We start from the raw sequence: 21,673 nt of genomic DNA, 5'->3' as shown, positions 1-21,673 counted from the left end.
CTGGTTAGTTGGCTGATCCGGCAGTATGACTCAAGCCAGCAAACTGGTGATCAGCCCGGACACCTGCCGACTGACGTCATCAATCGGTTGTGCGGCATCCACCACATGGTAGCGCAAGGGGTGTTGTTCTGCCCGTTGCAGGTAACAGTCACGTATACGCTGGAAAAATGCCGTTGTCTCACGCTCAAAACGGTCCGGCGCACTGCGGTTGCGGGCCCGGGCCATGCCCACTTCCACGGGCGCATCAAGCAATATGACGTGGTCAGGCCGCACCTCACCCTGAACCAGCTGCTCCAGCACGGCAATCTGCTCCTGTGGCACGCCCCGGCCACCCCCCTGGTACGCATAGGTCGCATCGGTAAACCGGTCACACAGCACCCATGTGCCCTGCTGCAGTGCTGGCAGTATCAGGCTATGAAGATGCTGCGCCCTGGCGGCAAACATCAACAGCAGTTCGGTAAGGTCATTCACCGCTTCGTCCCTGGGGCTAAGCAGCAGTTCCCGTATCGCTTCCGCCATGGGCGTACCGCCCGGTTCCCGGGTGACCACTACAGTCTTGCCGGCAACCTCCAGGGCGTCTCTTGCGGTGGCCAACTGGGTGGACTTGCCAACACCTTCGGTACCTTCGAACGTGATGAACTTTCCCCGGTTCATTGGTCGCCTTCAACGCTGGTTGGTGCGGGCGAGGAGCGGTAGTCCTCACGGCGGTTCAGCTGATACTCCCGTACCGCCCGGCGGTGGTCCTCCAGGGTGCGGGAAAACTTGTGACTGCCATCACCACGGGCCACGAAGTAGAGCGTGTTGCCCTCGGCGGGGTGCACAGCCGCATGAATGGCCGCACGCCCCGGCAGGGCGATGGGCGTAGGCGGCAGACCAGAAATACGATAGGTGTTGTACGCGGTATGGGTGCGAAGATCGCGGCGGGTAATCCGGCCTTCGTAGGCATCGCCCATGCCATAAATCACCGTGGGGTCCGTTTGAAGACGCATCCCCCGCTGCAGTCGCCGCACAAAGACACCGGCGATATCCGGTCGCTCTGCAGGCACACCGGTTTCCCGCTCGATAATGGACGCCATGATCAGCGCCTCATAGGGATTCTCATAGGGCAGGTCATCGGCACGCCCCGCCCACTCCTCAGCAAGCACACTGTTCATCTTTTCATAGGCACGGCGAAGAATGTCGAGATCCGAGTCGCCACGGTTATAGGCGTAGGTATCCGGAAAGAACCGCCCCTCGGGATGGGCCCCTTCGTCACCGAGTTCGGCCATGATTCTCTCGGCCGCCCAGTCTGCTGTCAGCTGTTCAAGGTGCTCAGCCTGCGACAGGGCCGTACGGGCATCACGAAACCGCTTGCCTTCAATAAACTGGACCGTTCGCACCTTGGTCTCGCCCCGGACCATCAGGGCAATCATCTCCCTGGGCGTCATACCCGGCTGAAACTCGTACTCTCCTGCCCTGATGGAGGTCATCTCCGGCTCCACCCTGGCCAACAGCTTCAGCCAGATGGCCTTGTCCACCAGTCCCTTTTCCTCAAGATCCCGGGCAACGGCATTATAGGATGTGCCGCGAGGTACCAGGTAAAGCATGGGTTCCTGCAGGTCAGCTTCCATTTCCAGGGTTTTCATGCCCTGCCAGCCCCACAGGGCAGCACCGGCAGCAGCTACCAGCACCGATGCAACAACCGCAACAAGAAACGACTTAATCAACGGAACTCCTCAACGTGTTTGGCAAGATCAACGATTGTCGCAAGCCGCTCCGGAAGAGGCAACCGCCGCCCCGCCAGGGTGCGTACCGGCACCGCGCCAATCACACTATTCAAAAGCAGCAATCCCCCGAAACCTTCCTGATGACACTGTTCCGGGTAAAGGGGGGCTTCCAGCAGACTTTCACCGTTCCGGCCAAGGCAGCGCTCCACATGACCCACCATGACACTGTTGACTGCCACCTGGTCCCGCGGTGGCGTCATCCACTGGCCCTGCCACCGGTAGAGCAAGGCGGTCCGGGTCCCTTCCCGAAGGTCACCCCGATCGCCTTTCATCACCGCCTCGTAGCAGGTATCCGGAATCTGCTCGCTCGCCAGAACCTGCTCCAGCCGGTTCAGGGACTTGATACCGGCCAGCAATGGGTTCACTGTCAGCGGGACCTCGGAGATGGAAGCCGCAACCCCCTCTGCAGAGGGCATGGGCGGCGCTGAATGCACCGACACCAGCAGGCGTGGTTCAGGATGTTGTGGAGCACGATAGCCTCGCCCCCCACTCCCGCGGGTCAGCAGTAGCTTGAGTACCAGCGGATCCTGACCATTGGCCTGGCGGATCAGGCTTTTGGCCTGATCCAGCGCCTCGTCGAGATCCGCCTGTTCCAGGGGAATGCGCAGACGACCGGCACCTTCCAGCATCCGCCTGCAATGAGCCTGAACCAGTTCCGGGCGCCCACGACGCACAAGGATAGTTTCAAAAAGGCCGTCGCCATAGGACAACCCGCGGTCATCGCCGGGCACGGTAACCGGATCTGTCAAACCCCGGGCGGCAAGAATCCTGACCATATGTCTCCCTGAAACACACACAAAAAAGCCGCCCTGTTTGCGACAACAGGACGGCTTCTGCCTGGCTTACAGACGATCAGCTGTGTGCGTTGATGTAATCAATCGCATCCTGAACGCTGGTCAGCTTTTCTGCTTCCTCGTCGGGAATCTCGGTTTCGAATTCCTCTTCGAGAGCCATGACCAGCTCAACAGTGTCCAGTGAGTCAGCGCCCAGATCCTCTACAAAAGAAGAACTGTTCTGAACTTCGGATTCCTTGACACCCAGCTGTTCACAAACAATCTTCTTAACGCGCTCTTCAACTGTACTCATAATTTCCTCACTTTTTTGTCAACCAGGCAATAAACGATTGCCAGTTTATGGTAAACCCCACCTGCAAACAAGCAGGGACGAAGATAAAACCTAATCAGATAAAGGGCTTGGCCCCACCACCCATCCCGGGCAAACACCCGGCGATAGACAGGGGTTATCCCATATACATCCCACCATTAACGTTAATGGTGTCGCCGGTCACATAGCCAGCGGCATCCGACGCCAGGAAGGCCACCACGGCAGCCACCTCTTCCGGCGCGCCCAGTCGACCAGCCGGAATATTTTCCAGCATGGCACTGCGCTGCCCTTCATCAAGAGCCTTTGTCATGTCGGTGTCAATAAACCCGGGCGCCACGCAATTGGCAGTGATGCCCCGATTGGACATTTCCTTGGCCAGGCTCCGGGTGAAACCTTCAACACCAGCCTTGGCAGCACAATAGTTGCCCTGACCAGGATTGCCCATGCCGGCCACTACGGAACTGATGTTGATAATACGCCCCCAACGAGCCTTGGCCATGCCCCGCAGAACCGATTTGCTGAGGCGGTAGACGCTGGACAGGTTGGTTTCGATCACGGCGGACCAGTCATCGTCTTTCAGGCGCAGCAGAAGGTTATCACGGGTAATGCCGGCGTTATTGACGAGAATCACAGGCGCGCCAACCTCGCTGGTCATTTTCTTCAGCCCTGCATTGATGCTGTCCGGGTCAGAAACATCCATCACCATGCCAAAGCCTTCGATTCCGGCTTCTTTCAGGTTGGCGGTTATGGTATCCGCGCCACCCTGGGACGTAGCCGTGCCCACTACGGTGGCGCCCTGGTTGCCAAGGGCGTCAGCAATGGCACGACCAATGCCACGGGTGGCACCGGTAACCAACGCGATTTTGCCATCAAGAGACATGGATTGCTCCCTTCCATACAATGTAAAAAACGCCATCCCGCTGAATGGCGTTGATGAAATCTTCAATCACTGCCTGAACGCCTCAAGAGCACCGTCCAGGCCTTCCGGCGTCTCGATATTGAAGACCTTGAGACTGCGGTCAATGCGCTTGGCCAGCCCGGCCAGCACTTTGCCGGCACCACACTCGGCGGCAACGCTGACGCCCTCTTCCACCAGCAAGGTCATGGAATCGGTCCAGCGTACCGGTGAATACAATTGCTGCACCAGGTTGGCCTTGAGCCGGTCGGCATCCTGCACCAGCTCGGCCGTAACGTTCTGCACCACCGGAGTCAGGGCATTACCGAAACTGACATCATTCAGCGCCTTGGCGAGCTCCTCTGCAGCACCCTTCATCAGGGCGCAGTGTGACGGCACGCTGACCGGCAAAGGCATCGCCTTGCGGGCACCCTTGTCCTTGCAGATGTCGATGGCACGTTCGACGGCCGCACTATTGCCGGCAATCACTACCTGCCCCGGAGCATTGAAGTTGACCGCTGAGACGACCTCATCGCCGGCAGCCTCTTCACAGGCCCCGATCACCTGGTCGTCCTCAAGGCCGAGGATGGCGGCCATACGGCCCACACCAGCCGGCACGGCCGTCTGCATGAGCTCACCACGCAGGCGAACCAGACGGATAGCATCCGCAAAGTCCAGACTTTCGGCTGCCACCAGAGCGCTGTATTCACCCAGGCTGTGGCCAGCCAGATACTGAGGCTCCCGGCCGCCCGCAATGAACCACTGGCGCCAAAGCGCAATGCTGGCGGTGAGCAATGCCGGTTGCGTTACCGTAGTCTGGTTAAGCTCTTCCGACGGACCATTCTGGCAAAGCTCCCAAAGATCATAACCCAACACATTTGAAGCTTCGGAAAATGTCTGCTCTACCACCGGCCAGGCTTCTGCAGCGGCCCTGAGCATACCAACTGACTGAGACCCTTGTCCCGGAAATATAAAGGCTGTTTTCATGACGAAAATTTTACCGTGGTTGGTGGTTCAGTAAGATTAGCCAATAGTACAAGCAAACCGCGACAAGGACCACGAGAGCACCCCATGCCGAATCTGACATACCGTAATATCAAAGGATGAGGTCGTCCAGACGTTCGTTGATGCGTCGGGGAACTTCCAGCTCCACCTCTCTGACGGCCTGCCTGATGGCCGCTTTCATGGCGAGCTCGTTGGCGTTGCCATGACTTTTGATCACTACTCCCTGCAAACCCAGCAGGCTCGCCCCATTATGCCGGGTCGGATCCATATCCCGTAGCAGGCGCCCCACGATTGGTCGCGCCAGGAACCCCACCAATCGGCTGTACAGACTGCGGGTAAAGGACTGTTCGAGCAGCTCGATGAGCAAACCGGCAACACCCTCACCTGTCTTCAGGGCGACATTGCCGACAAAGCCGTCGCAGACAACAACGTCGGCCACATCCCGAAACAGGTCGCTGCCTTCAACATAGCCGATATAGTTCAGTGTTTCACACTGTGCCAGCATATGGGAGGCCAGTCGCACTTGCTCATTGCCCTTGATCTCTTCCTCGCCCACGTTCAGTAGTGCAACACGGGGCTCGGGAATGGCGCTGACCGCCGAAGCCATCAAGGACCCCATCAGGGCAAACTGGTAGAGGTTTTCCGCCGAGGCATCCACATTCGCCCCCAGGTCCAGCACATGGCACTGGCCCCGCAGGGAGGGAATCAGCTTGGTGATGGCCGGGCGCTCGATACCGGGGTACATCTTGAGAATGGAGCGACCAAAAGCCATCAGCGCACCGGTGTTACCGGCGCTAACGCAACCTTCAGCACCGCCGTCCCGGACCAGCCTGAGGGCCACCGCCATGGAGGCGTTCTGCTTGTGGCGAAGCGCATGGGAGGGGCGTTCGTTCATGCGCACAACATCGACAGCCGGCTCTATACGGATTCTCGGATGCCCGGAATGCAACAAGGCCTTGAGCTGAACCTGGTCACCTACCAGAATCAGCGTCAAGGCCTCGTTTTCCTGGACCGCCTCAAGGGCCGCCGCCACAGCGACGTCCGGGCCACGATCCCCACTCATGGCATCAATGGCAAGGGTTACCGAAGTCACCGTGCTATCTCACCTGTGCCTGCGCATGGTCCCGGCCCCGGAAAGGGCCGGCTCGACAAGATTACTCGTCGTATGCTTCGATAACCTGCTTGCCACGATAGAAGCCGTCCGGAGACACGTGGTGACGACGATGAACTTCACCAGTGGTGGCATCGGTCGACAGGGTCGGTTTGCTCAGGGCATCGTGAGAACGACGCATGCCGCGCTTGGAGCGGGTTTTACGGTTTTTCTGGACAGCCATGACTGTACTCCTGACCTGTTTACTGTGTGCCCGAAGGCACGTGAAATTAAGTGCTAATGCTTGGTTGTCTTCAACCCTTTCAGGACATCGAAAGGGTTGTCACGCTTGTCATCAGAATCCGATGCCAGCTCGTCACTCCCGGAGCCGGGCTCAAGGGCCTCCAGCTCCGACTTTGCCGGACAGTCCTCCCGCTCATGAAGCGGATAGGCCGGCAGGGCCAGCAACAATTCGTCCTCCACCATCGTCCAGAGATCGACCGCATCACCATCAGTGATAAACGGCTCCAGCTCGGACGGTAACTGCCGGGCCTTCTCATCGCTGGATACCAGGCCCAGCTCAAAGGACGAGCGCAGCGTGGAACTCATACCGGTCATGCAGCGCTGACACTCCAGCTCAACATCCGCTTCCAGCTCACCCCGAACGATTCGCCTGCGCTGGCTGTCAGCGCTGAAAACCAGGCCAACCCGGCAAAGGCCGCCCTCGGGAATGGCCAGCACCGCATCCCGGAAACGGGTCAGCTCCGACAGGGGAATATCTCCCTCCAGCTCGGCACCGGTTTCCGCCATGCGATGTGGATCAACAGACCTGGGCAATTCGGTGTTTGACATAGGCGCGCAATTTTAGGGACGCATTGCCGCTCTGTCAAAGACTTCCTGCCGGTTAGCGTGGAAGTTCGTATATGGACGAACCGGGTCACAACCGGCTAAGGTTGCCTTCCTTCATTATTAGGGAGCCTGCCCATGCCTGTTCATCCGCCACTGGTTCTGGCCTCATCCTCACCCTGGCGCAGGGAACTGCTGTCACGGCTGAGGCTTCCGTTCGAATGCGCCTCACCGGAGATCGATGAAACACCACTAGCGGGCGAAACGGCACCAACACTGGTCCAGCGCCTGGCCAGCAGCAAGGCCCGGGCCCTGGGCGCCAACTTTCCGCAACACCTGATCATAGGCTCCGATCAGGTCGCCACACTCGATGGCTCGATCCTCGGCAAGCCAGGCAACCACGACAGGGCCCGCGAACAGCTGACGCGCTGCTCTGGCCGGACGGTCACCTTCCATACGGGGCTGACCCTTTACAACTCCGCCAGCGGCGACACGGATGTGACGGAAGAAGCTTTCCGTGTTCACTTTCGCCGCCTGTCCAACAGCGATATCGACCGCTACCTGAGGCTTGAACAACCCTATCAGTGTGCCGGCAGCTTCCAGATGGAAGGTCTTGGCATTGCCCTGTTCGACCGACTGGAAGGCCGGGACCCGAATACCCTGGTCGGCCTGCCGCTGATTGCACTGACCGACCTGCTAAAGAACCGGGGCGTGAATATTCTGGAATGCATCTCCGGAGGATAAGCGAGACGGGGCACTCCGGCACCCCACCAGCCTGAACGCTTATCGGAGATCGTAACGGGAGCCCACCATTTCGGTGTGCAGCGCACTGACAATGGACACGCCGAGGGCATCGGTAAACTTCTTGAGCGGTGAAGGCTGCACCGTGTAGTTCACCAACTCCTCTTCGCCTACCACTTCACGGGCCACCCAGGAGGTACTGCCCAGACCATCCACCAGGCTAAGCTCCAATGCCTGCTCCCCGGTCCATACCAGACCGCTGAACAGACGCCCATCATCTTTCAGCCGGTCGCCACGCCCCTTGCGCACGTACTCGATAAACTGGTCGTGGGTGTTCTCCAGCACATCCTGCCAGAAGGCGACCTCGCCGGGCTCCTCCTCGGAAAAAGGATCCAGGAAAGCCTTGTTCTCACCGGCAGTGTAAAGCCGACGCTCAACACCCACCTTGTCCATCAGGTCGGTGAAACCAAACCCTCCGGACACCACGCCAATGGAGCCCACCAGGCTGGCACGATTGGCATAGATCTCGTCCGCCGCCGCCGCAATATAATAGGCACCGGATGCCCCGATATCAGTGATCACCGCATAAACTTTCTTGTCCGGGTGCTCATCCCGCAGGCGAACAATCTCATCATAGACATAGCCAGCCTGAACGGGGCTGCCCCCGGGGCTGTTGATGCGCAGCACCACCGCCCTGGCGTTCTCAGCCTCGAAGGCCCGGCGCAACGCACCCACCAGGTTGTCGGCGCTGGCATGGGTATCCGAGGCAATGGCGCCGTTCACCTCCACAACCGCTGTATGAGCCTCCACTGTGGCGGCATCCAGACCACCGGTAAGGGACCCCCGGAACATGAACAGCAACGCGAACAGATAAAGGAAGGTAAGACTCTTGAAAAAGATCCCCCAGCGCCTACTCTTCCGCTGTTCGGCGGTCAGCGACCCCACCAGCTTTTCCAGGGCCTGCGAATCCGCACCCCCTGATTGCGACTGCGGCGCTTTCCGGACCGGTTCTTCGTTCCAGCCACCGGATGAATTCCACTCTGACATGCATTACCTCGTTGCTTTTCGACCGGATTCCGGGCGTTTCCCGGTACCTGAATTCAGATCAGTTCCAGAGCTTCACGCAGCTCGCGAACACTGCCCGCCACGAACAGGGGGTCATATTTGCCCAGCTCATCACGCTTGTGAACACCCCACTCCACACCAATGGATGGCATATTGATCCGGCGGGCCATATCCAGATCGTACCGGGTATCACCAACCATCACTGCGTCACCGGGCTCAATTTCGAAATGCTCGAGAATTTCCAACAGCATTTTCGGATCCGGCTTGGAACGGGTTTCGTCGGCACAGCGGGTAATATCGAAATGCGGACCAAGCCCACTGGATACCAGGGCCGAGTCCAGCCCACGGCGGCTCTTGCCGGTAGCCACGGCCACCTGGCGACGATCCAGTTTAAGGTCGGCGACCACATCAGCCATGCCGTCAAAGACGTTCTGCGGCGTTGTCTTGCGGGCAAAGAAATAACGGGCGTAGCCCTCCCGGATTGCCAGCATTTCATCCTTTGAGATGCCGGGGTAAAGCGCTTCCAGCGCCTCCGCCATACCCAGGCCGATAATATCCCGGTAGGCCTCCCGCTCGCGGGCGGGGAAACCCAGTTCGACAGCGGCCTGATGCAGACTCCCGGCAATATGCTCAACGGAATCCACCAGCGTGCCGTCCCAGTCGAAAATCACTACCTTGCAGGCCATACCTCACCTCCCAGGATTGTCTGTATTAACGGGCCAACCCCGCGAGAACCTGCTCAAAAGCCTCATCGTAGGGCGCCCCCAGCCGCAGCCACTGCTCACCGCCCGGCAGGCGAAATTCCAGTGCACGGGCGTGCAGCATCAACCGGTTTCCGCCCTGGCGACGGAAAACCCGCTGACTGGCTGCATCCATATACTTGTCATCGCCGGCAATCGGATGACCGGCAAAGGCACAATGAACACGAATCTGATGGGTACGACCGGTAACCGGTGACGCCTCTACCAGGCTGTAGCCGGGCCAGGTGTCCAGCACCCGGTACCGGGTCAGCGAAGGCTTGCCCTCCACATCCACACGAACCCGGCGCTCTCCGTTGGCCATCTCATAGCGAAGCAACGGTTCGGCAACCTCGGTAACGCTGGCCGGCCAGTGGCCACTGACCAGCGCATGGTAATGCTTGTGCACATCCCGCCGGCGCAATTCATCCTGCAGGAACCTTAACGTGGACCGCTTTTTGGCGACCATCACCAGGCCTGATGTATCCCGGTCCAGCCGGTGCACCAGTTCAAGGAATCGTGCATCGGGGCGGGCGGCCCGTAATACCTCGATCAGCCCGAAACTGAGCCCGCTGCCGCCGTGAACGGCAATGCCGGAAGGCTTGTTCACCACCAGCAGGTCATCGTTCTCGAATACCACCGCGTGCTCCATAACCGCCTGTACGCGATCACCGGGTATCGAGCTGGTGGGCCGCTCAGGCTTCACCACCGGCGGAATCCGCACCTGGTCGCCGGCCTCCAGCCGGGTGTCGGGCCTGACCCGCCCCTTGTTAACCCTGACCTCGCCCTTGCGCACGATCCTGTAGATCTTGCTCCTGGGTATCCCCCGGAGACGGGCCATCAGAAAATTGTCCAGACGCTGGCCGGCCATATCCGGTTCGACCGTAATCCACTGCACTCCGGTCGGCAGACCCTGGGGTTCTTTCTGGCGATGACTGGCAGGCCCTGAGCGGCGCCGGGACGTCGCATTCTGACTGCGCTGGGGTGGTGCCATGGCTGGGACGGATTCCTGAAAGGTACGGGATTGATGAGTCGGGGCTTTACTGCTATATTCCGGCATGCTTTTCCGTTTGTCTACGGCCCGGCCAACACGCCGACCGCCGGAGCGGTTGAAGTATACAGAGACTGACCGGGAGTTTGAATGCCCGTTACCCTGACAACCGGGTAGTCACCAGGGCAACCAACACGGCAGAAGCAGACAGAGAAATCCGGGTGCCGGCCTGGTCACTGAAGGTGAACGGCCAGAACCACACCCGCACCCCGATCGGCCCATACAAATCAGCCGGTTGGGCGAATTGGCAGCACCAGGCCCGGAGCGCCAGCCGGATAGCGGCAGGCCACCCACCCCAGTACCGACAAGCAAGGTTGCTGAGGCGATAGTGGGTTCATACCGGGTATGACAGTAACCGCGCAGGAAACCCTGCGGGAACGCGAAGATTTACACCAGCACGCAGGGCCGGGCCGTCCAGCTAACCAATACGACGTGAGACCCAGGCACCAGCGTGAACCGAAAGATACGCAACATGTGTAAACAGAAACTGACTCCATACTCCCCTTCCCTGCCGGCAGGCACGGAAGACGTATGCAGCGGACTGGGACAAGGGATTCGGCTCGCCGTATCCGCCTGACCGTTCTGGCTGCCGGGATTTGCCCGGCTTTACGCAGTTGCGCTTCGCGACACCCGCGGTTTCCTGTCTAACTAATTGACAGGAATCGTCTTTTCCATGAAAAGAATGCTCATCAATGCAACTCACCCCGAAGAGTTGCGCGTTGCGCTGGTCGATGGCCAGCGCCTGTTCGACCTCGACATCGAATCCTCCACCCGCGAGCAGAAAAAAGCCAACATCTACAAAGGCCGCATTACCCGCGTAGAACCCAGCCTTGAAGCGGCCTTTGTCGACTTTGGCGCCGAGCGCCACGGCTTCCTGCCCCTGAAGGAAATCTCCAAGGACTATTTCCGCAAGCCTCCCGGTCAGATCGAAGGCAAGATCAACATCAAGGACGTGGTCTCCGAAGGCCAGGAAATCATCATCCAGGTCGACAAGGAAGAGCGCGGCAACAAGGGCGCAGCCCTGACCACGTTTATTTCTTTGGCTGGCCGTTATCTGGTGCTGATGCCCAACAACCCCCGCGCCGGTGGCATCTCCCGCCGCATCGAGGGCGAGGAGCGCGCGCAGCTGAAGAGCGCCCTGAACGAAGTGGACGTGCCCAAGTCCATGGGCATCATTGTGCGCACGGCCGGCATCGGTCGCACCGCCGAGGAACTCCAGTGGGACCTCAACTACCTGATCGCCACCTGGGACGCCATTACCGGTGCCGCCAAGGAGCAGAAGGCACCGCGTCTGCTGCATCAGGAAAGTAACGTTATTATCCGTGCCGTGCGGGATTACCTCCGCCAGGATATCGGCGAAGTGCTGATCGATGCCCCGGGCGTCTACGAGAACGTGCTTGGTTTCGTGCGCCAGGTAATGCCCTCCTTCGAGAACAAGATCAAGCTCTACGACGACGAGATTCCGCTGTTCAGCCGTTACCAGATCGAGGCCCAGATCGAGACCGCCTTCCAGCGGGAAGTGAAGCTGCCCTCCGGCGGCTCCATCGTGATCGATCCTACCGAAGCCCTGGTATCCATCGATATCAACTCGTCGCGGGCCACCAAGGGCCAGGACATCGAGGAAACCGCCCTGCAGACCAACCTGGAAGCGGCGGAGGAGATCGCCCGCCAGCTGCGGCTGCGGGATATGGGCGGCCTGATCGTTATCGACTTCATTGACATGACACCGGCCCGCAACCAGCGGGACGTGGAGCAACGGGTACGCCAGGCCCTCGAGATCGACCGCGCCCGGGTCCAGGTAGGCAAGATCTCCCGCTTTGGTCTGCTGGAAATGTCGCGCCAGCGGCTGCGTCCCTCCCTCGGAGAGACCCGTAGCGAAGTCTGCCCCCGCTGTAATGGCCAGGGCACCATCCGCGGTATCGAGTCTCTGGCCCTGAGCATCATGCGCCTGATCTTCGAGGAAGCCTCCAAGGACAAGACCGGCCAGGTCCGTGCGGTGGTACCGGTATCGGTGGCCACGTTCCTGCTGAATGAGAAGCGCAAGCAACTGGCTGACATCGAAGCCAGGCAGCAGGTGGAAATCCTGGTGGTGCCCGCCGCTCACATGGAAACGCCCCACTTTGAAATTCTCCGGATGCGCGACGACGAAACCGGGGAAAGGGTCTCCAGCTATCAGGTCGCCCAGGAGTACAGCGCCCTGGAAGAGGAGCAGGTTGACGCTCACGCCACCCGGGAGGCACCTCCCCGCGAGGAAGCCGCGGTGAAATCCATCCGCCCGGCGGCGCCCGCGCCCAAGCCGGCCGCAAGCGCCGAGCCACAGAAGGCAGAAGAGCCGGACGAAGGCATGTTCCGCAAGCTGTCCCGCAAGCTCGCCAACTTCTTCGGTGCGGACAGCACCGAACAGGAGCAAAGCCGCCAGCAGAACACCGGCGGAAACCGCAACCAGCAAGTCCGCCAGGATCGTCGCAAGTCCCGCGTGGCCCGCGATGACCGCAGTGGCGGCGACAGCAATCGTCAGGGTGCTGAACGTCGCAACCAGGGCGGCCAGAACCGGGACGATGACAATCGTGGCGGTCGCAACCGTAATCGCAACCGCAACCGCCGGACCGGCGACAACCGTCAGAACCAGCCGGGCAACAAGGACGGCCAGACCAGGGACAACACCCAGAAAAGCGGTAGCCAGAAAGACAGTGGCGGCCAGAAGGACGGCGGCAAGCCGGATGACCGTCGCGGCGGCCAGGGCCCGAAAGGCGGCAAGGGCAAGGACGACAGCCAGGGTCGGAAACCCCAGGGTCGCCCGGACCAGCCCAGGTCCGACAAGGACAGCAACCAGGACAAGGGCCCGGATAAAGGCCCTGAAAAAGGCCCTGAAAAAGGCCAGGACAAGGCATCGGAAAAATCCGCCAAGAGCGACAAGCCCCGGCGCAGCCGTCGCAACCGCAACCGGGACGGATCACCGGCGGATGCCCCTGCCTCCACTCCGGCCAGCCGCAAGGCGACACGAATGGAGAGTCACAAGGGTGAACCGGCGGACCGTGAAACTGCCAAGCCAACTTCCTCACCCGCGAAAGCCGAGGACAAGGCTGCGCCGTCGGATAAGCCTGACCAGAGGACCGGTGAGCCGAAGCAGCCAGCCACAACCGAAGCCAGCGCTTCGGAACAGAAGGCTGCCCGCCCCGAACAGAAGGCAGCGCCCACCAGGGACGACGCATCCGCATCGGATAACCTGGAAGCAGCGGGCAAATCCGCAGACAAGCAGCAGGAGGCCAAGGCGCCAGAGGGCAACCAAGCCGAGCCTGATTCCCGTGATACGGCCAACAAGGCCGAGACATCCGGCGACAGCGAAGGCGGGAATGTGAACGCCGAAGTGGGTGCGGTTGATAAGGGTCAGCAAAAGCCGCAAGCCCCTGAAAAGCGCCGTAGCAAGCCGGCGGCCCATGAAGCGTCGAAAAAATCGGAGAACGAGGCCGCTGATACCGAAACGGCAGCAAAACCCGGGCCGGACACAGCAAAGGACGAAGCCCAGAGAACCCCGGAGAAGCCGGAGACACCGTCTGAAACTGTCGCCGGGACCAGCGACAAGCCCGAGATGTCCGCCAAGCCGTCCGATGAAGCCGGGACTACTGCACCGCAACCGCAACCCGACGCGGGATCCGCCGACAAGGGCGACGAAAAGGGTGCAGCCACACGGCCATCAGCGGCCGCCGCCTCAGCCGGTGATGAGGCATCCGCTAAACCGGCAGCTGACAGCCCCGCCAGCGCGGACCAGCAACCAGCCCGGGAGCCGGAGCCGACACCTGCTGCCGAACAGGATGGCAGCAAGGCCAGCGCGCCTGAGGCCAGCCAGGAAACTGACATGCCGGACGTACCGGTTACCCCTGGCCGGGCCTATAACGACCCGCGTGAGGTGCGTAAACGCCAACGTGCGGCGGAGGCGGCTCGCAAGGCCCTGGCTTCGGGCAGCATGGATTCCGGCAAAGACAGTGACGGATCCGACAGCTCTGGCCAGTAAACGTTGAAAAAGTCACGGATACCCTTCTAAGGTATCCGTGATACCCCACCCAGGAGCAGTTGAATGCTGAATAACGACGAAATCGAAGCGCTGGAAGATATCCTCTTCGCAGATCCCTGGGGCGAGGAGTCACTGGATTTCTTTGGCCTTCACGGGGTTGTTTGCGCCAGCGTGGTGGGTCCGAAAACGCTCGACACCTCCGACATCTTCCGGCTTGCAACCGGTCAGGAATCGGTGGCATCCCCGGATGTACCGGAGGTATTCGCCCGCCTGACCAGTCAGCTGGCCCAGGGCCTCGCCCATTCACTGGATATGGGGCAGGCACTGGAACTGCCGGAACCGGAAGATGGCGACCCCATGAACGCCCTGGAAAACTGGTGCGCCGGGTTTGTCGACACCTTCCTGGAATACGAGGACCTGTGGCTGGAGGAAAACGAAGCGGATACCGCCGAACTGATGGTGCCGATGCTGACCCTGTCAGGTCTTTTCGACGACGAGGATTTTCGCAAGGCCCGCGAGGACGACAAGCTCGCCCAGCAAATGGCCGATGCCATTCCGGACTCCCTTACCGACCTTTACCTGCAGTTCCACGCCCCGGATTGAATCCCTGGTACTGGCTGTTTCAGGCCGGCGCGTTCTGAAACCGCTCCCAGACCGGGGTCAATCCCTCCGGAAGGCCGGGAATCCGGCCTAACTCACACCACCCTGCACCCGGGAAATGGAAGTCACTGCCCCGGGACGCCAGCAACGACTCACGACGACACAACTCCGTCAGAAAACCCAGATCACCGCTGGACTGACCCGAAGTGATCACCTCAATGCTTTCCCCGCCGGCAGCCATGAAGTCTGCCACCAGCGCCCTCAGCCTGGTGGCAGTCAGTTTGTACTTGCGGGGGTGGGCGACAACCGCAATGCCGCCAGCATCAGTGATCCACTGAACCACCTCCGTCAGTTCCGGCCAGAAAGCCTTTACATCACCGGGTTTGCCGCTGCCAAGATACTTTTTGAAAGCCATGGCAGAGTCTTTCACCAACTCCGCCTCCACCATCGCACGGGCGAAGTGGGGACGACCCGGAACGTCTCCTCCGGCCAGTTCCGTCGCCTTATCGAGTATTCCCTTGTCACAGCCGTTGACGTGCCGCGCCAGCTTTTCCGCAATGCTGCTGGCCCGCTTCCACCGGTTGGCCTGCTGGCCTGCCACCCTCGCCCTGAAGGTTTCATCGCTCAGGTCCATATCCAGGCCGACGATGTGGATGGTATGTTTACGCCAGACGCAAGACAGCTCGATACCGCTGATCAGGCAGATATTCGCCTTGCGGGCGGCCGTGCGAGCCTCGGCAATGCCATCAAGCGTGTCGTGATCAGTCAGCGCCAGATGCGTGACCCCTTTCTCCGCCGCACGCTCCACCAGAGCAGTGGGACTGAGGGCACCGTCCGACGCTGTACTGTGGCAGTGGAGATCAATGCAATGGCTGGCGTGCTGGGTTATAGTCACTGGCTTTCCTGAACGTCTGAATTCGATCAGACAGTCTACCACGTTCAGCAAGGGAGACCTTTCATGTACTACGCCATCATCAGCGACGATGTCGACAACAGCCTTCCGTTGAGAAAGCAGGCCCGACCGGCACACATTGCGCGCCTTGAAACCCTGCGGGACCAGGGGCGACTGCTGGTGGCCGGCCCCCACCCTGCGCTGGACACTACTGAACCGGGCGACGCGGGCTTTACTGGCAGTCTGGTGATTGCCGAGTTCGAATCGCTGAAGGAAGCACGCGACTGGGCGGATGCCGACCCCTATGTGGAAGCAGGCGTGTACCAGCGAGTGTCCGTCAAACCCTTTAAAGCGGTATTACCCTGATTTGGGACTCAAATCCCGTCATTACGACCATGAGCGTTTTGTAATAGCTGGCTACTTGATCAGGGAGGACGATGTGACAAAATTGCCGGCTAGTCCGAATTTTTCCCTAACCCGGTTTCAACCACCAGGATTCATGCTGTGATCGCCCGAGCTGTAACTATCCGTGCATTCGCCCGACTATGCTCCCTGACTCTGCTGCTGATGACGTTGCTGGTCAGCGGCGTCGCTCAGGCCAGAACGGTATACATTGATGACACCCTGTATGCCCCGGTCCGAAGTGGTCAGGGTACCCAGTTCCGCATCCTCCACAGCGGGCTGCGAAGCGGTACGCCGGTTACCCTGCTTGAACAGAACGAAGAGTCCGGGTACAGCCGTGTCCGGACCAGTCAGGGCATCGAAGGCTGGATTCCCACCCGCTACCTGACCAACCAGCCCGTTGCCCAGGATCGCCTCGACGCTGCCAACCGGGAGCTGGAAAAAACCCGCGCACAGCTTGAGGAACTGCAATCGAAAATGAGCGAGGTGTCTGACCAGCGGGACCAGCTATCCTCCAGGGAGCAGCAACTGGAGCAGCAGGTGGCTGACCTGTCCCGCGAACTGGAAGAAATCCGCTCGGTGTCCGCCAATGCCCTCAACCTGGACCGGCGCAACGAGGAACTCCAGGAATCCAACCAGAAGCTCAAGAATGAGGTAGAGGTGCTGACCGCAGAGGTTGAGCGCCTGGAAGCCAAAAGGGAATCCGATTTCATGCTGCTTGGCGCGGGCCTTCTGATTCTGGGCATGTTCATCGCCGTCATCCTGCCGTGGCTCAAGCCTACCAAGAAGAATGACACCTGGGCCTGATACCCTTCCGGCGCTTTAATCTGCCTAGTGAGCAGTCATGTCATCAGGACTCCAATAGAACACCAGATATGGGGAGTAGTTCACTCCCCTAATACCAAATCTATGGTTTTATACCCCTGTTATGACGTCAGGTTCTTTGACCGATCGACACATAACCGCTAAAAGGAATTACAGGGGCTTCCAACAATACAGGGGCCTCCCAACCAGATCAGGAAGGGGTAGTCATGTCGATGACCATGAGGGATTACTCGGAAAAGCGCGACTTTCACCGCATGCAGGTTAACTCTGAAATCCAGATAACCGACGGTGAAGGCCGGTCGTTCAGCGGAATCTGCCGCGATCTCAGCGGCACCGGGATGCAGTTGTATGTGGAAAGCGATATCCCGGAGGGAGCCACGCTGCACACGCTGCTTCCCTCGGCCAGTGATCAGTTTCCACCGTTTGAGACCGAGGTGCGGGTGCTGCGCGCCCAGCCTCAGGGAGACGGCCACCTGCTAGGGGTGGCCATACAGAAGGTGCGACACTAGGAGCCTGCGCGGCAGAAAGTCACGCAGCTGCGACCGCCCCACTTTGGCCCCTTTTGATCGCCCATTTTCGTTACATAGAACCACTATGTGCCTCAAATGACCGTCAAAATGGACTCAAAGTGGGACGCTCTCGCTCAGCGCGATTTCCGCCGCGCAGACTCCTTGCGGTCAAAAAAAGGCCCCGACGGATAACCGCCGGGGCCTTTTTCTTACCGGGCCGAACAAAGGCCTCAGCCCAGTTTCGTCTCTGATACAACGATACCGTTGTTGTCAGCGTAGACGTACTGTCCCGGTTTGAAGGTCACGCCACCGAAGGTGACTGGCACGTTCAGATCACCAATGCCCTTCTTGTCAGTCTTGCGGGGATGGGTGCCCAGCGCCTGAACACCCAGTTCGGTCTTGCGGATCACATCCACATCCCGAATGCAGCCATAGATGATCAGGCCGGCCCAGCCATTGGCCGCTGCTTTTTCCGCGAGCATGTCGCCCAGCAGGGCGGCCCGCTTCGAGCCCCCGCCATCAACGATCATAACGCACCCATTGCCGGGCTTGCCCACCTGCTCCTTGACCACGGAGTTGTCCTCGAAACACTTCACGGTGACCACCTCGCCACCAAAGGCGTCGATTCCGCCGAAGTTCTGGAAACCGGGCTCCACCACCTGTACCTCAGGATGGTCGTCACAGATATCCGGGGTTACGATGTCCACGTTGTCAGTCTCCTTATAGCTGGTGAGGATCAGTCGAGTTTTTCGTCCGCCAGGAAGAACCAGGTATCGAGCACCGAATCCGGGTTCAGCGATACCGTGTCGATGCCTTCGTCCATCAGCCACTTCGCAAGATCCGGGTGATCAGACGGGCCCTGGCCGCAGATACCAATGTACTTGTCAGCACGCTTGCAGGCCTGGATGGCGTTGGACAGCAGGGCCTTCACCGCCTCGTTACGTTCGTCAAAAAGGTGGGCAATGATGCCGGAGTCACGATCAAGCCCCAGGGTGAGCTGGGTGAGATCGTTGGAACCGATGGAGAAGCCGTCAAAATGCTCCAGGAACTGATCCGCCAGCAGGGCGTTGGCCGGCAACTCGCACATCATGATCAGCCGCAGCCCATTCTCACCCCGCTTTAGCCCGTTTTCCGCCAGCAGATCCACCACCTGGCTGGCCTCACCCACGGTGCGCACGAAGGGCACCATGATCTCCACATTGGTGAAGCCCATTTCATCACGCACCTTGCGCAGGGCCCGGCACTCAAGCTCGAAGCAGTCACGGAAGGTATCGGAGATGTACCGGGACGCGCCACGGAAGCCCAGCATGGGGTTTTCCTCGTCAGGCTCGTACAGGGTGCCGCCGATCAGGTTGGCGTACTCGTTGGACTTGAAGTCAGACAGGCGCACGATCACTTTCTTGGGATGGAACGCCGCTGCCAGGGTGGAGATACCCTCCACCAGTTTGTCGATATAGAAATCCACCGGTGAGGCGTAACCGGAGAATCGCTTCTCCACGGTCTGACGGATATCCCGGGGCAGGCTGTCGTAGTTCAGCAGGGCCTTGGGATGTACACCGATCATGCGGTTGATGATGAACTCCAGACGGGCCAGGCCAACCCCTTCGTTGGGCAGCGCCTGGAAGTCGAACGCCCGGTCCGGGTTGCCCACGTTCATCATGATCTTGAACGGGATGTCCGGCATGGACTCGACGGTATTCTCACGCAGCTCGAAATCCAGGCTGCCCTCGTAGATCAGGCCGGTGTCGCCCTCGGCACAGGACACCGTCACTTCCTGGCCGTCCTTTAACACCTCGGTGGCGTCGCCACAGCCCACGACCGCGGGAATGCCCAGCTCACGGGCAATGATGGCCGCGTGACAGGTACGGCCGCCGCGGTCGGTGACGATGGCTGCGGCCCGCTTCATGACCGGCTCCCAGTCCGGGTCGGTCATGTCGGTGACCAATACGTCGCCGGCCTGGACCTTGTCCATGTCCTTGATACTGTCCACTACGCGAACGGCACCGCTGCCGATCTTGTGGCCAATGCTGCGGCCCTCGACAATCACCGTGCCCTGCTCGTTCAGCAGGTAACGCTCCATGACATTCGCCGCCGCCCGGCTCTTCACGGTTTCCGGGCGGGCCTGCACGATGTAGATGCGGCCGTCATCACCGTCTTTCGCCCATTCGATATCCATGGGCCGGTCGTAGTGCTTCTCGATGATCATGGCCTGCTTGGCCAGCTCGGTCACTTCGTCGTCGGTGATACAGAAACGATTGCGATCATCCTGCTCCACCTTGACGGTATCCACAAACTGCTCGGCGTCCTTGTCCGCCGAATACACCATCTTGATGGCCTTGCTGCCCAGGTTACGGCGCAGTACCGCAGGGCGACCCGCCTCTACCGTCGGCTTGTGCACATAGAATTCGTCGGGGTTGACGGCCCCCTGCACCACGGTCTCGCCCAGGCCATAGGAAGCGGTCACAAAAACCACATCCCGGAACCCGGATTCGGTATCGAGGGTGAACATGACGCCACTGGCCGCGGTCTCACTGCGCACCATTTTCTGGATGCCGGCGGACAGGGCCACCAGCTTGTGATCAAAGCCATGATGCACGCGGTAGGAAATGGCGCGATCGTTGAACAGGGAGGCAAACACTTCCTTGACCGATTTCTTGACCTGCTCAAAACCCACCACGTTGAGGAAGGTTTCCTGCTGGCCGGCAAAGGAGGCGTCGGGCAGGTCTTCGGCGGTGGCCGAGGAACGAACCGCTACCGCGAGGTTCCTGTTGCCGGCCTGAAGCTTGATAAAGGCCTGCTCGAGATGCTTTTCAAGGTCCGCAGGGAACGGCTGCTCCAGGACCCACTGGCGGATATCCGCCCCCACCCGGGCGAGTTCGTTCACGTCATTGATATCAAGGGCATCCAGCGCTTCGTCAATGCGTTCACGCAACCCGTCCTTGGCCAGGAACTCCCGGTAGGCATGGGCAGTGGTCGCAAATCCACCTGGTACGGACACCCCGGCGTTGGCCAGATTGCTGATCATTTCGCCGAGGGAGGCATTCTTGCCCCCAACCCGCTCAACATCTGACATCCCCAGGTTCTCAAACCAGATAATGTAATCTTCCAAAGCGCGTCTCCCTTGGTTCAGTCGAGCAAACAGCAAAGAATAGAGGAGCGCTCATTCCCTGGCAATCCGTGGCTGGGCCAGCCGGAAAAGGCTGCACCACAAGGCCCGGGGAATGATAAGGTTGCTCCTGACTCTCGAATTTGGCGTGTATGATACTGTAACCTGTGAAGATTACCTAGGGAACCTCTGCTCATGAAACGCACTGTCTTCTTTATCTCCGACGGCACGGGCCTGACGGCCGAAGCAATGGGCAACAGTCTGCTTGCCCAGTTTGAGAAAATCGAGTTCGAGCGGGTAACCGTTCCCTACATCGACAACCACGAGACCGCAGAGGCCGTGGTTGAGCGAATCAACGAATCCGCCAGGGCCGATGGCCAACGCCCGCTGGTCTTCGACACCATCGTGAAGTCGGATATCCGCGAGATTGTCAGCAAGGCGAACGGCTTCATGGTGGATATCTTCGGGACCTTCCTGAACCCGCTGGAACAGGAGCTGCAAGCCTCGTCGTCCTACACCGTGGGCAAGTCCCACTCCATCGGCAACGAAAGCACCTACGAAAAGCGGATTCACGCCGTCAACTTTGCTCTGGACAATGACGACGGTGCCCGCACGCGTCACTACGATGAGGCCGACCTGATCCTGGTCGGGGCCTCCCGCTCCGGCAAGACGCCCACCTGCCTTTACCTGGCCCTGCAGTATGGCGTAAAGGCAGCCAACTACCCCATTACCGAAGATGACCTGGACGACCAGCAATTGCCTGAAGTGCTGCGCCCCCACCGGGAAAAGATCTTCGGCCTGACCATTGAGCCCGAGCGGCTGTCGGTCATCCGCAACGAGCGCCGCCCAAACTCCCGCTACTCATCCATGAAGCAGTGCATGCACGAAGTGGAAGAAATCGAGACCATGTACCGGCGCGAGCGGATCCCCTACCTGAACACCACGGCCTACTCGGTGGAAGAAATCTCCACCCGCATCATGGTCACCACCGGCCTCAAACGGCTCCGGTAGGCAAAGGAAAAGCCCC

At 59.9% G+C, this 21,673-nt stretch carries 22 protein-coding genes; 7 read left to right on the top strand and 15 right to left on the bottom strand.

Translation table 11 applies throughout. From position 1 onward, the window contains the following. Positions 1-30: 30 nt before the first annotated feature. From tmk to ACFOZ5_RS06365, 9 genes are all read right to left on the bottom strand, one after another. Positions 31-654, bottom strand: a complete 624-nt coding sequence (tmk, locus tag ACFOZ5_RS06405) for a dTMP kinase (protein WP_379886194.1) — start codon at positions 652-654, stop codon at positions 31-33. Continuing rightward, entirely contained in the window at positions 651-1,706 is a 1,056-nt protein-coding gene (mltG, locus tag ACFOZ5_RS06400; protein WP_379886193.1) for an endolytic transglycosylase MltG, read from the bottom strand. Before mltG ends, tmk begins: the two co-directional genes overlap by 4 nt. Continuing rightward, positions 1,703-2,542: an aminotransferase class IV gene (locus tag ACFOZ5_RS06395; protein ID WP_379886192.1), complete on the bottom strand. Its 840-nt coding sequence runs from the start codon at positions 2,540-2,542 to the stop codon at positions 1,703-1,705. The genes mltG and ACFOZ5_RS06395 overlap by 4 nt, the downstream gene beginning before the upstream one ends. Before the next feature lie 76 nt (positions 2,543-2,618). Further along, on the bottom strand, positions 2,619-2,852 hold the full coding sequence (gene acpP / locus ACFOZ5_RS06390) for an acyl carrier protein (protein WP_091848505.1): 234 nt from the start codon (positions 2,850-2,852) through the stop codon (positions 2,619-2,621). A gap of 154 nt (positions 2,853-3,006) precedes the next feature. Further along, on the bottom strand, positions 3,007-3,750 hold the full coding sequence (gene fabG / locus ACFOZ5_RS06385; protein ID WP_379886191.1) for a 3-oxoacyl-ACP reductase FabG: 744 nt from the start codon (positions 3,748-3,750) through the stop codon (positions 3,007-3,009). Between the two features lie 66 nt (positions 3,751-3,816). Next, positions 3,817-4,752, bottom strand: a complete 936-nt coding sequence (gene fabD / locus ACFOZ5_RS06380; RefSeq protein WP_379886190.1) for an ACP S-malonyltransferase — start codon at positions 4,750-4,752, stop codon at positions 3,817-3,819. Between the two features lie 109 nt (positions 4,753-4,861). Continuing rightward, positions 4,862-5,863 carry a phosphate acyltransferase PlsX gene (gene plsX / locus ACFOZ5_RS06375; RefSeq protein WP_379886189.1) on the bottom strand — a complete coding sequence of 334 codons (1,002 nt, stop codon included), beginning with the start codon at positions 5,861-5,863 and terminating at the stop codon, positions 4,862-4,864. A gap of 61 nt (positions 5,864-5,924) precedes the next feature. Continuing rightward, entirely contained in the window at positions 5,925-6,104 is a 180-nt protein-coding gene (gene rpmF, locus ACFOZ5_RS06370) for a 50S ribosomal protein L32 (protein WP_379886188.1), read from the bottom strand. Between the two features lie 53 nt (positions 6,105-6,157). After that, positions 6,158-6,712 (bottom strand): YceD family protein, encoded by a 555-nt coding sequence (locus tag ACFOZ5_RS06365; RefSeq protein ID WP_379886186.1) that lies wholly within the window; start codon positions 6,710-6,712, stop codon positions 6,158-6,160. 132 nt (positions 6,713-6,844) lie between these two features. Here ACFOZ5_RS06365 and ACFOZ5_RS06360 point away from each other — a divergent pair, with 132 nt between their 5' ends. Further along, on the top strand, positions 6,845-7,450 hold the full coding sequence (locus ACFOZ5_RS06360) for a Maf family protein (RefSeq protein ID WP_379886185.1): 606 nt from the start codon (positions 6,845-6,847) through the stop codon (positions 7,448-7,450). Between the two features lie 39 nt (positions 7,451-7,489). On the opposite strand, the gene ACFOZ5_RS06355 is transcribed toward ACFOZ5_RS06360, so the two are convergent. The 3 genes from ACFOZ5_RS06355 to rluC are packed head-to-tail and all read right to left on the bottom strand — an operon-like array spanning position 7,490 to position 10,243. Beyond that, a complete protein-coding gene (locus ACFOZ5_RS06355) occupies positions 7,490-8,494 on the bottom strand; it encodes a S49 family peptidase (protein WP_379886184.1) in 1,005 nt (334 codons plus the stop codon). 53 nt (positions 8,495-8,547) lie between these two features. Further along, a complete protein-coding gene (locus tag ACFOZ5_RS06350) occupies positions 8,548-9,198 on the bottom strand; it encodes an HAD family hydrolase (RefSeq protein ID WP_379886183.1) in 651 nt (216 codons plus the stop codon). 25 nt (positions 9,199-9,223) lie between these two features. After that, positions 9,224-10,243 (bottom strand): 23S rRNA pseudouridine(955/2504/2580) synthase RluC, encoded by a 1,020-nt coding sequence (gene rluC / locus ACFOZ5_RS06345; protein ID WP_379886182.1) that lies wholly within the window; start codon positions 10,241-10,243, stop codon positions 9,224-9,226. A 730-nt stretch (positions 10,244-10,973) separates the two neighbouring features. On the opposite strand from rluC, the gene rne reads away from it, so the two are divergent. Continuing rightward, a complete protein-coding gene (gene rne / locus ACFOZ5_RS06340) occupies positions 10,974-14,312 on the top strand; it encodes a ribonuclease E (RefSeq protein ID WP_379886181.1) in 3,339 nt (1,112 codons plus the stop codon). Between the two features lie 63 nt (positions 14,313-14,375). Beyond that, a complete protein-coding gene (locus ACFOZ5_RS06335) occupies positions 14,376-14,915 on the top strand; it encodes a YecA/YgfB family protein (protein WP_379886180.1) in 540 nt (179 codons plus the stop codon). Positions 14,916-14,934: 19 nt separating this feature from the next. Here the strand turns inward: ACFOZ5_RS06335 and ACFOZ5_RS06330 are convergent, their stop codons facing one another. Further along, the gene (locus tag ACFOZ5_RS06330; RefSeq protein WP_379886179.1) at positions 14,935-15,807 is read right to left on the bottom strand and encodes a PHP domain-containing protein; all 873 of its coding nucleotides are present in this window, start codon (positions 15,805-15,807) and stop codon (positions 14,935-14,937) included. Between the two features lie 63 nt (positions 15,808-15,870). Between ACFOZ5_RS06330 and ACFOZ5_RS06325 the strand changes: the two genes are divergently transcribed. The 3 genes from ACFOZ5_RS06325 to ACFOZ5_RS06315 all read left to right on the top strand — a co-directional run bounded on the left by ACFOZ5_RS06325 (position 15,871) and on the right by ACFOZ5_RS06315 (position 17,540). Beyond that, the gene (locus tag ACFOZ5_RS06325) at positions 15,871-16,170 is read left to right on the top strand and encodes a YciI family protein (protein WP_379886178.1); all 300 of its coding nucleotides are present in this window, start codon (positions 15,871-15,873) and stop codon (positions 16,168-16,170) included. 138 nt (positions 16,171-16,308) lie between these two features. Beyond that, the gene (locus ACFOZ5_RS06320) at positions 16,309-17,013 is read left to right on the top strand and encodes a TIGR04211 family SH3 domain-containing protein (protein WP_379886177.1); all 705 of its coding nucleotides are present in this window, start codon (positions 16,309-16,311) and stop codon (positions 17,011-17,013) included. 224 nt (positions 17,014-17,237) lie between these two features. Next, positions 17,238-17,540, top strand: coding sequence for a PilZ domain-containing protein (locus tag ACFOZ5_RS06315; protein ID WP_379886176.1), 303 nt, complete (start codon positions 17,238-17,240; stop codon positions 17,538-17,540). A 230-nt stretch (positions 17,541-17,770) separates the two neighbouring features. Here ACFOZ5_RS06315 and rraA read toward each other — a convergent pair whose 3' ends face one another. Next, on the bottom strand, positions 17,771-18,247 hold the full coding sequence (gene rraA / locus ACFOZ5_RS06310; protein WP_379886175.1) for a ribonuclease E activity regulator RraA: 477 nt from the start codon (positions 18,245-18,247) through the stop codon (positions 17,771-17,773). A 29-nt stretch (positions 18,248-18,276) separates the two neighbouring features. After that, a complete protein-coding gene (gene ppsA / locus ACFOZ5_RS06305; RefSeq protein WP_379886174.1) occupies positions 18,277-20,649 on the bottom strand; it encodes a phosphoenolpyruvate synthase in 2,373 nt (790 codons plus the stop codon). A 192-nt stretch (positions 20,650-20,841) separates the two neighbouring features. Between ppsA and ppsR the strand changes: the two genes are divergently transcribed. Next, positions 20,842-21,657: a posphoenolpyruvate synthetase regulatory kinase/phosphorylase PpsR gene (ppsR, locus tag ACFOZ5_RS06300; protein WP_379886173.1), complete on the top strand. Its 816-nt coding sequence runs from the start codon at positions 20,842-20,844 to the stop codon at positions 21,655-21,657. The last annotated feature ends 16 nt before the right edge of the window (positions 21,658-21,673 follow it).

The organism is Marinobacter lacisalsi (assembly GCF_042651045.1).
GTDB lineage: Bacteria > Pseudomonadota > Gammaproteobacteria > Pseudomonadales > Oleiphilaceae > Marinobacter > Marinobacter lacisalsi.
The sequence above is the reverse complement of the archived record's forward strand: the minus strand, read 5'-3'. Positions and strand labels throughout refer to the sequence as shown.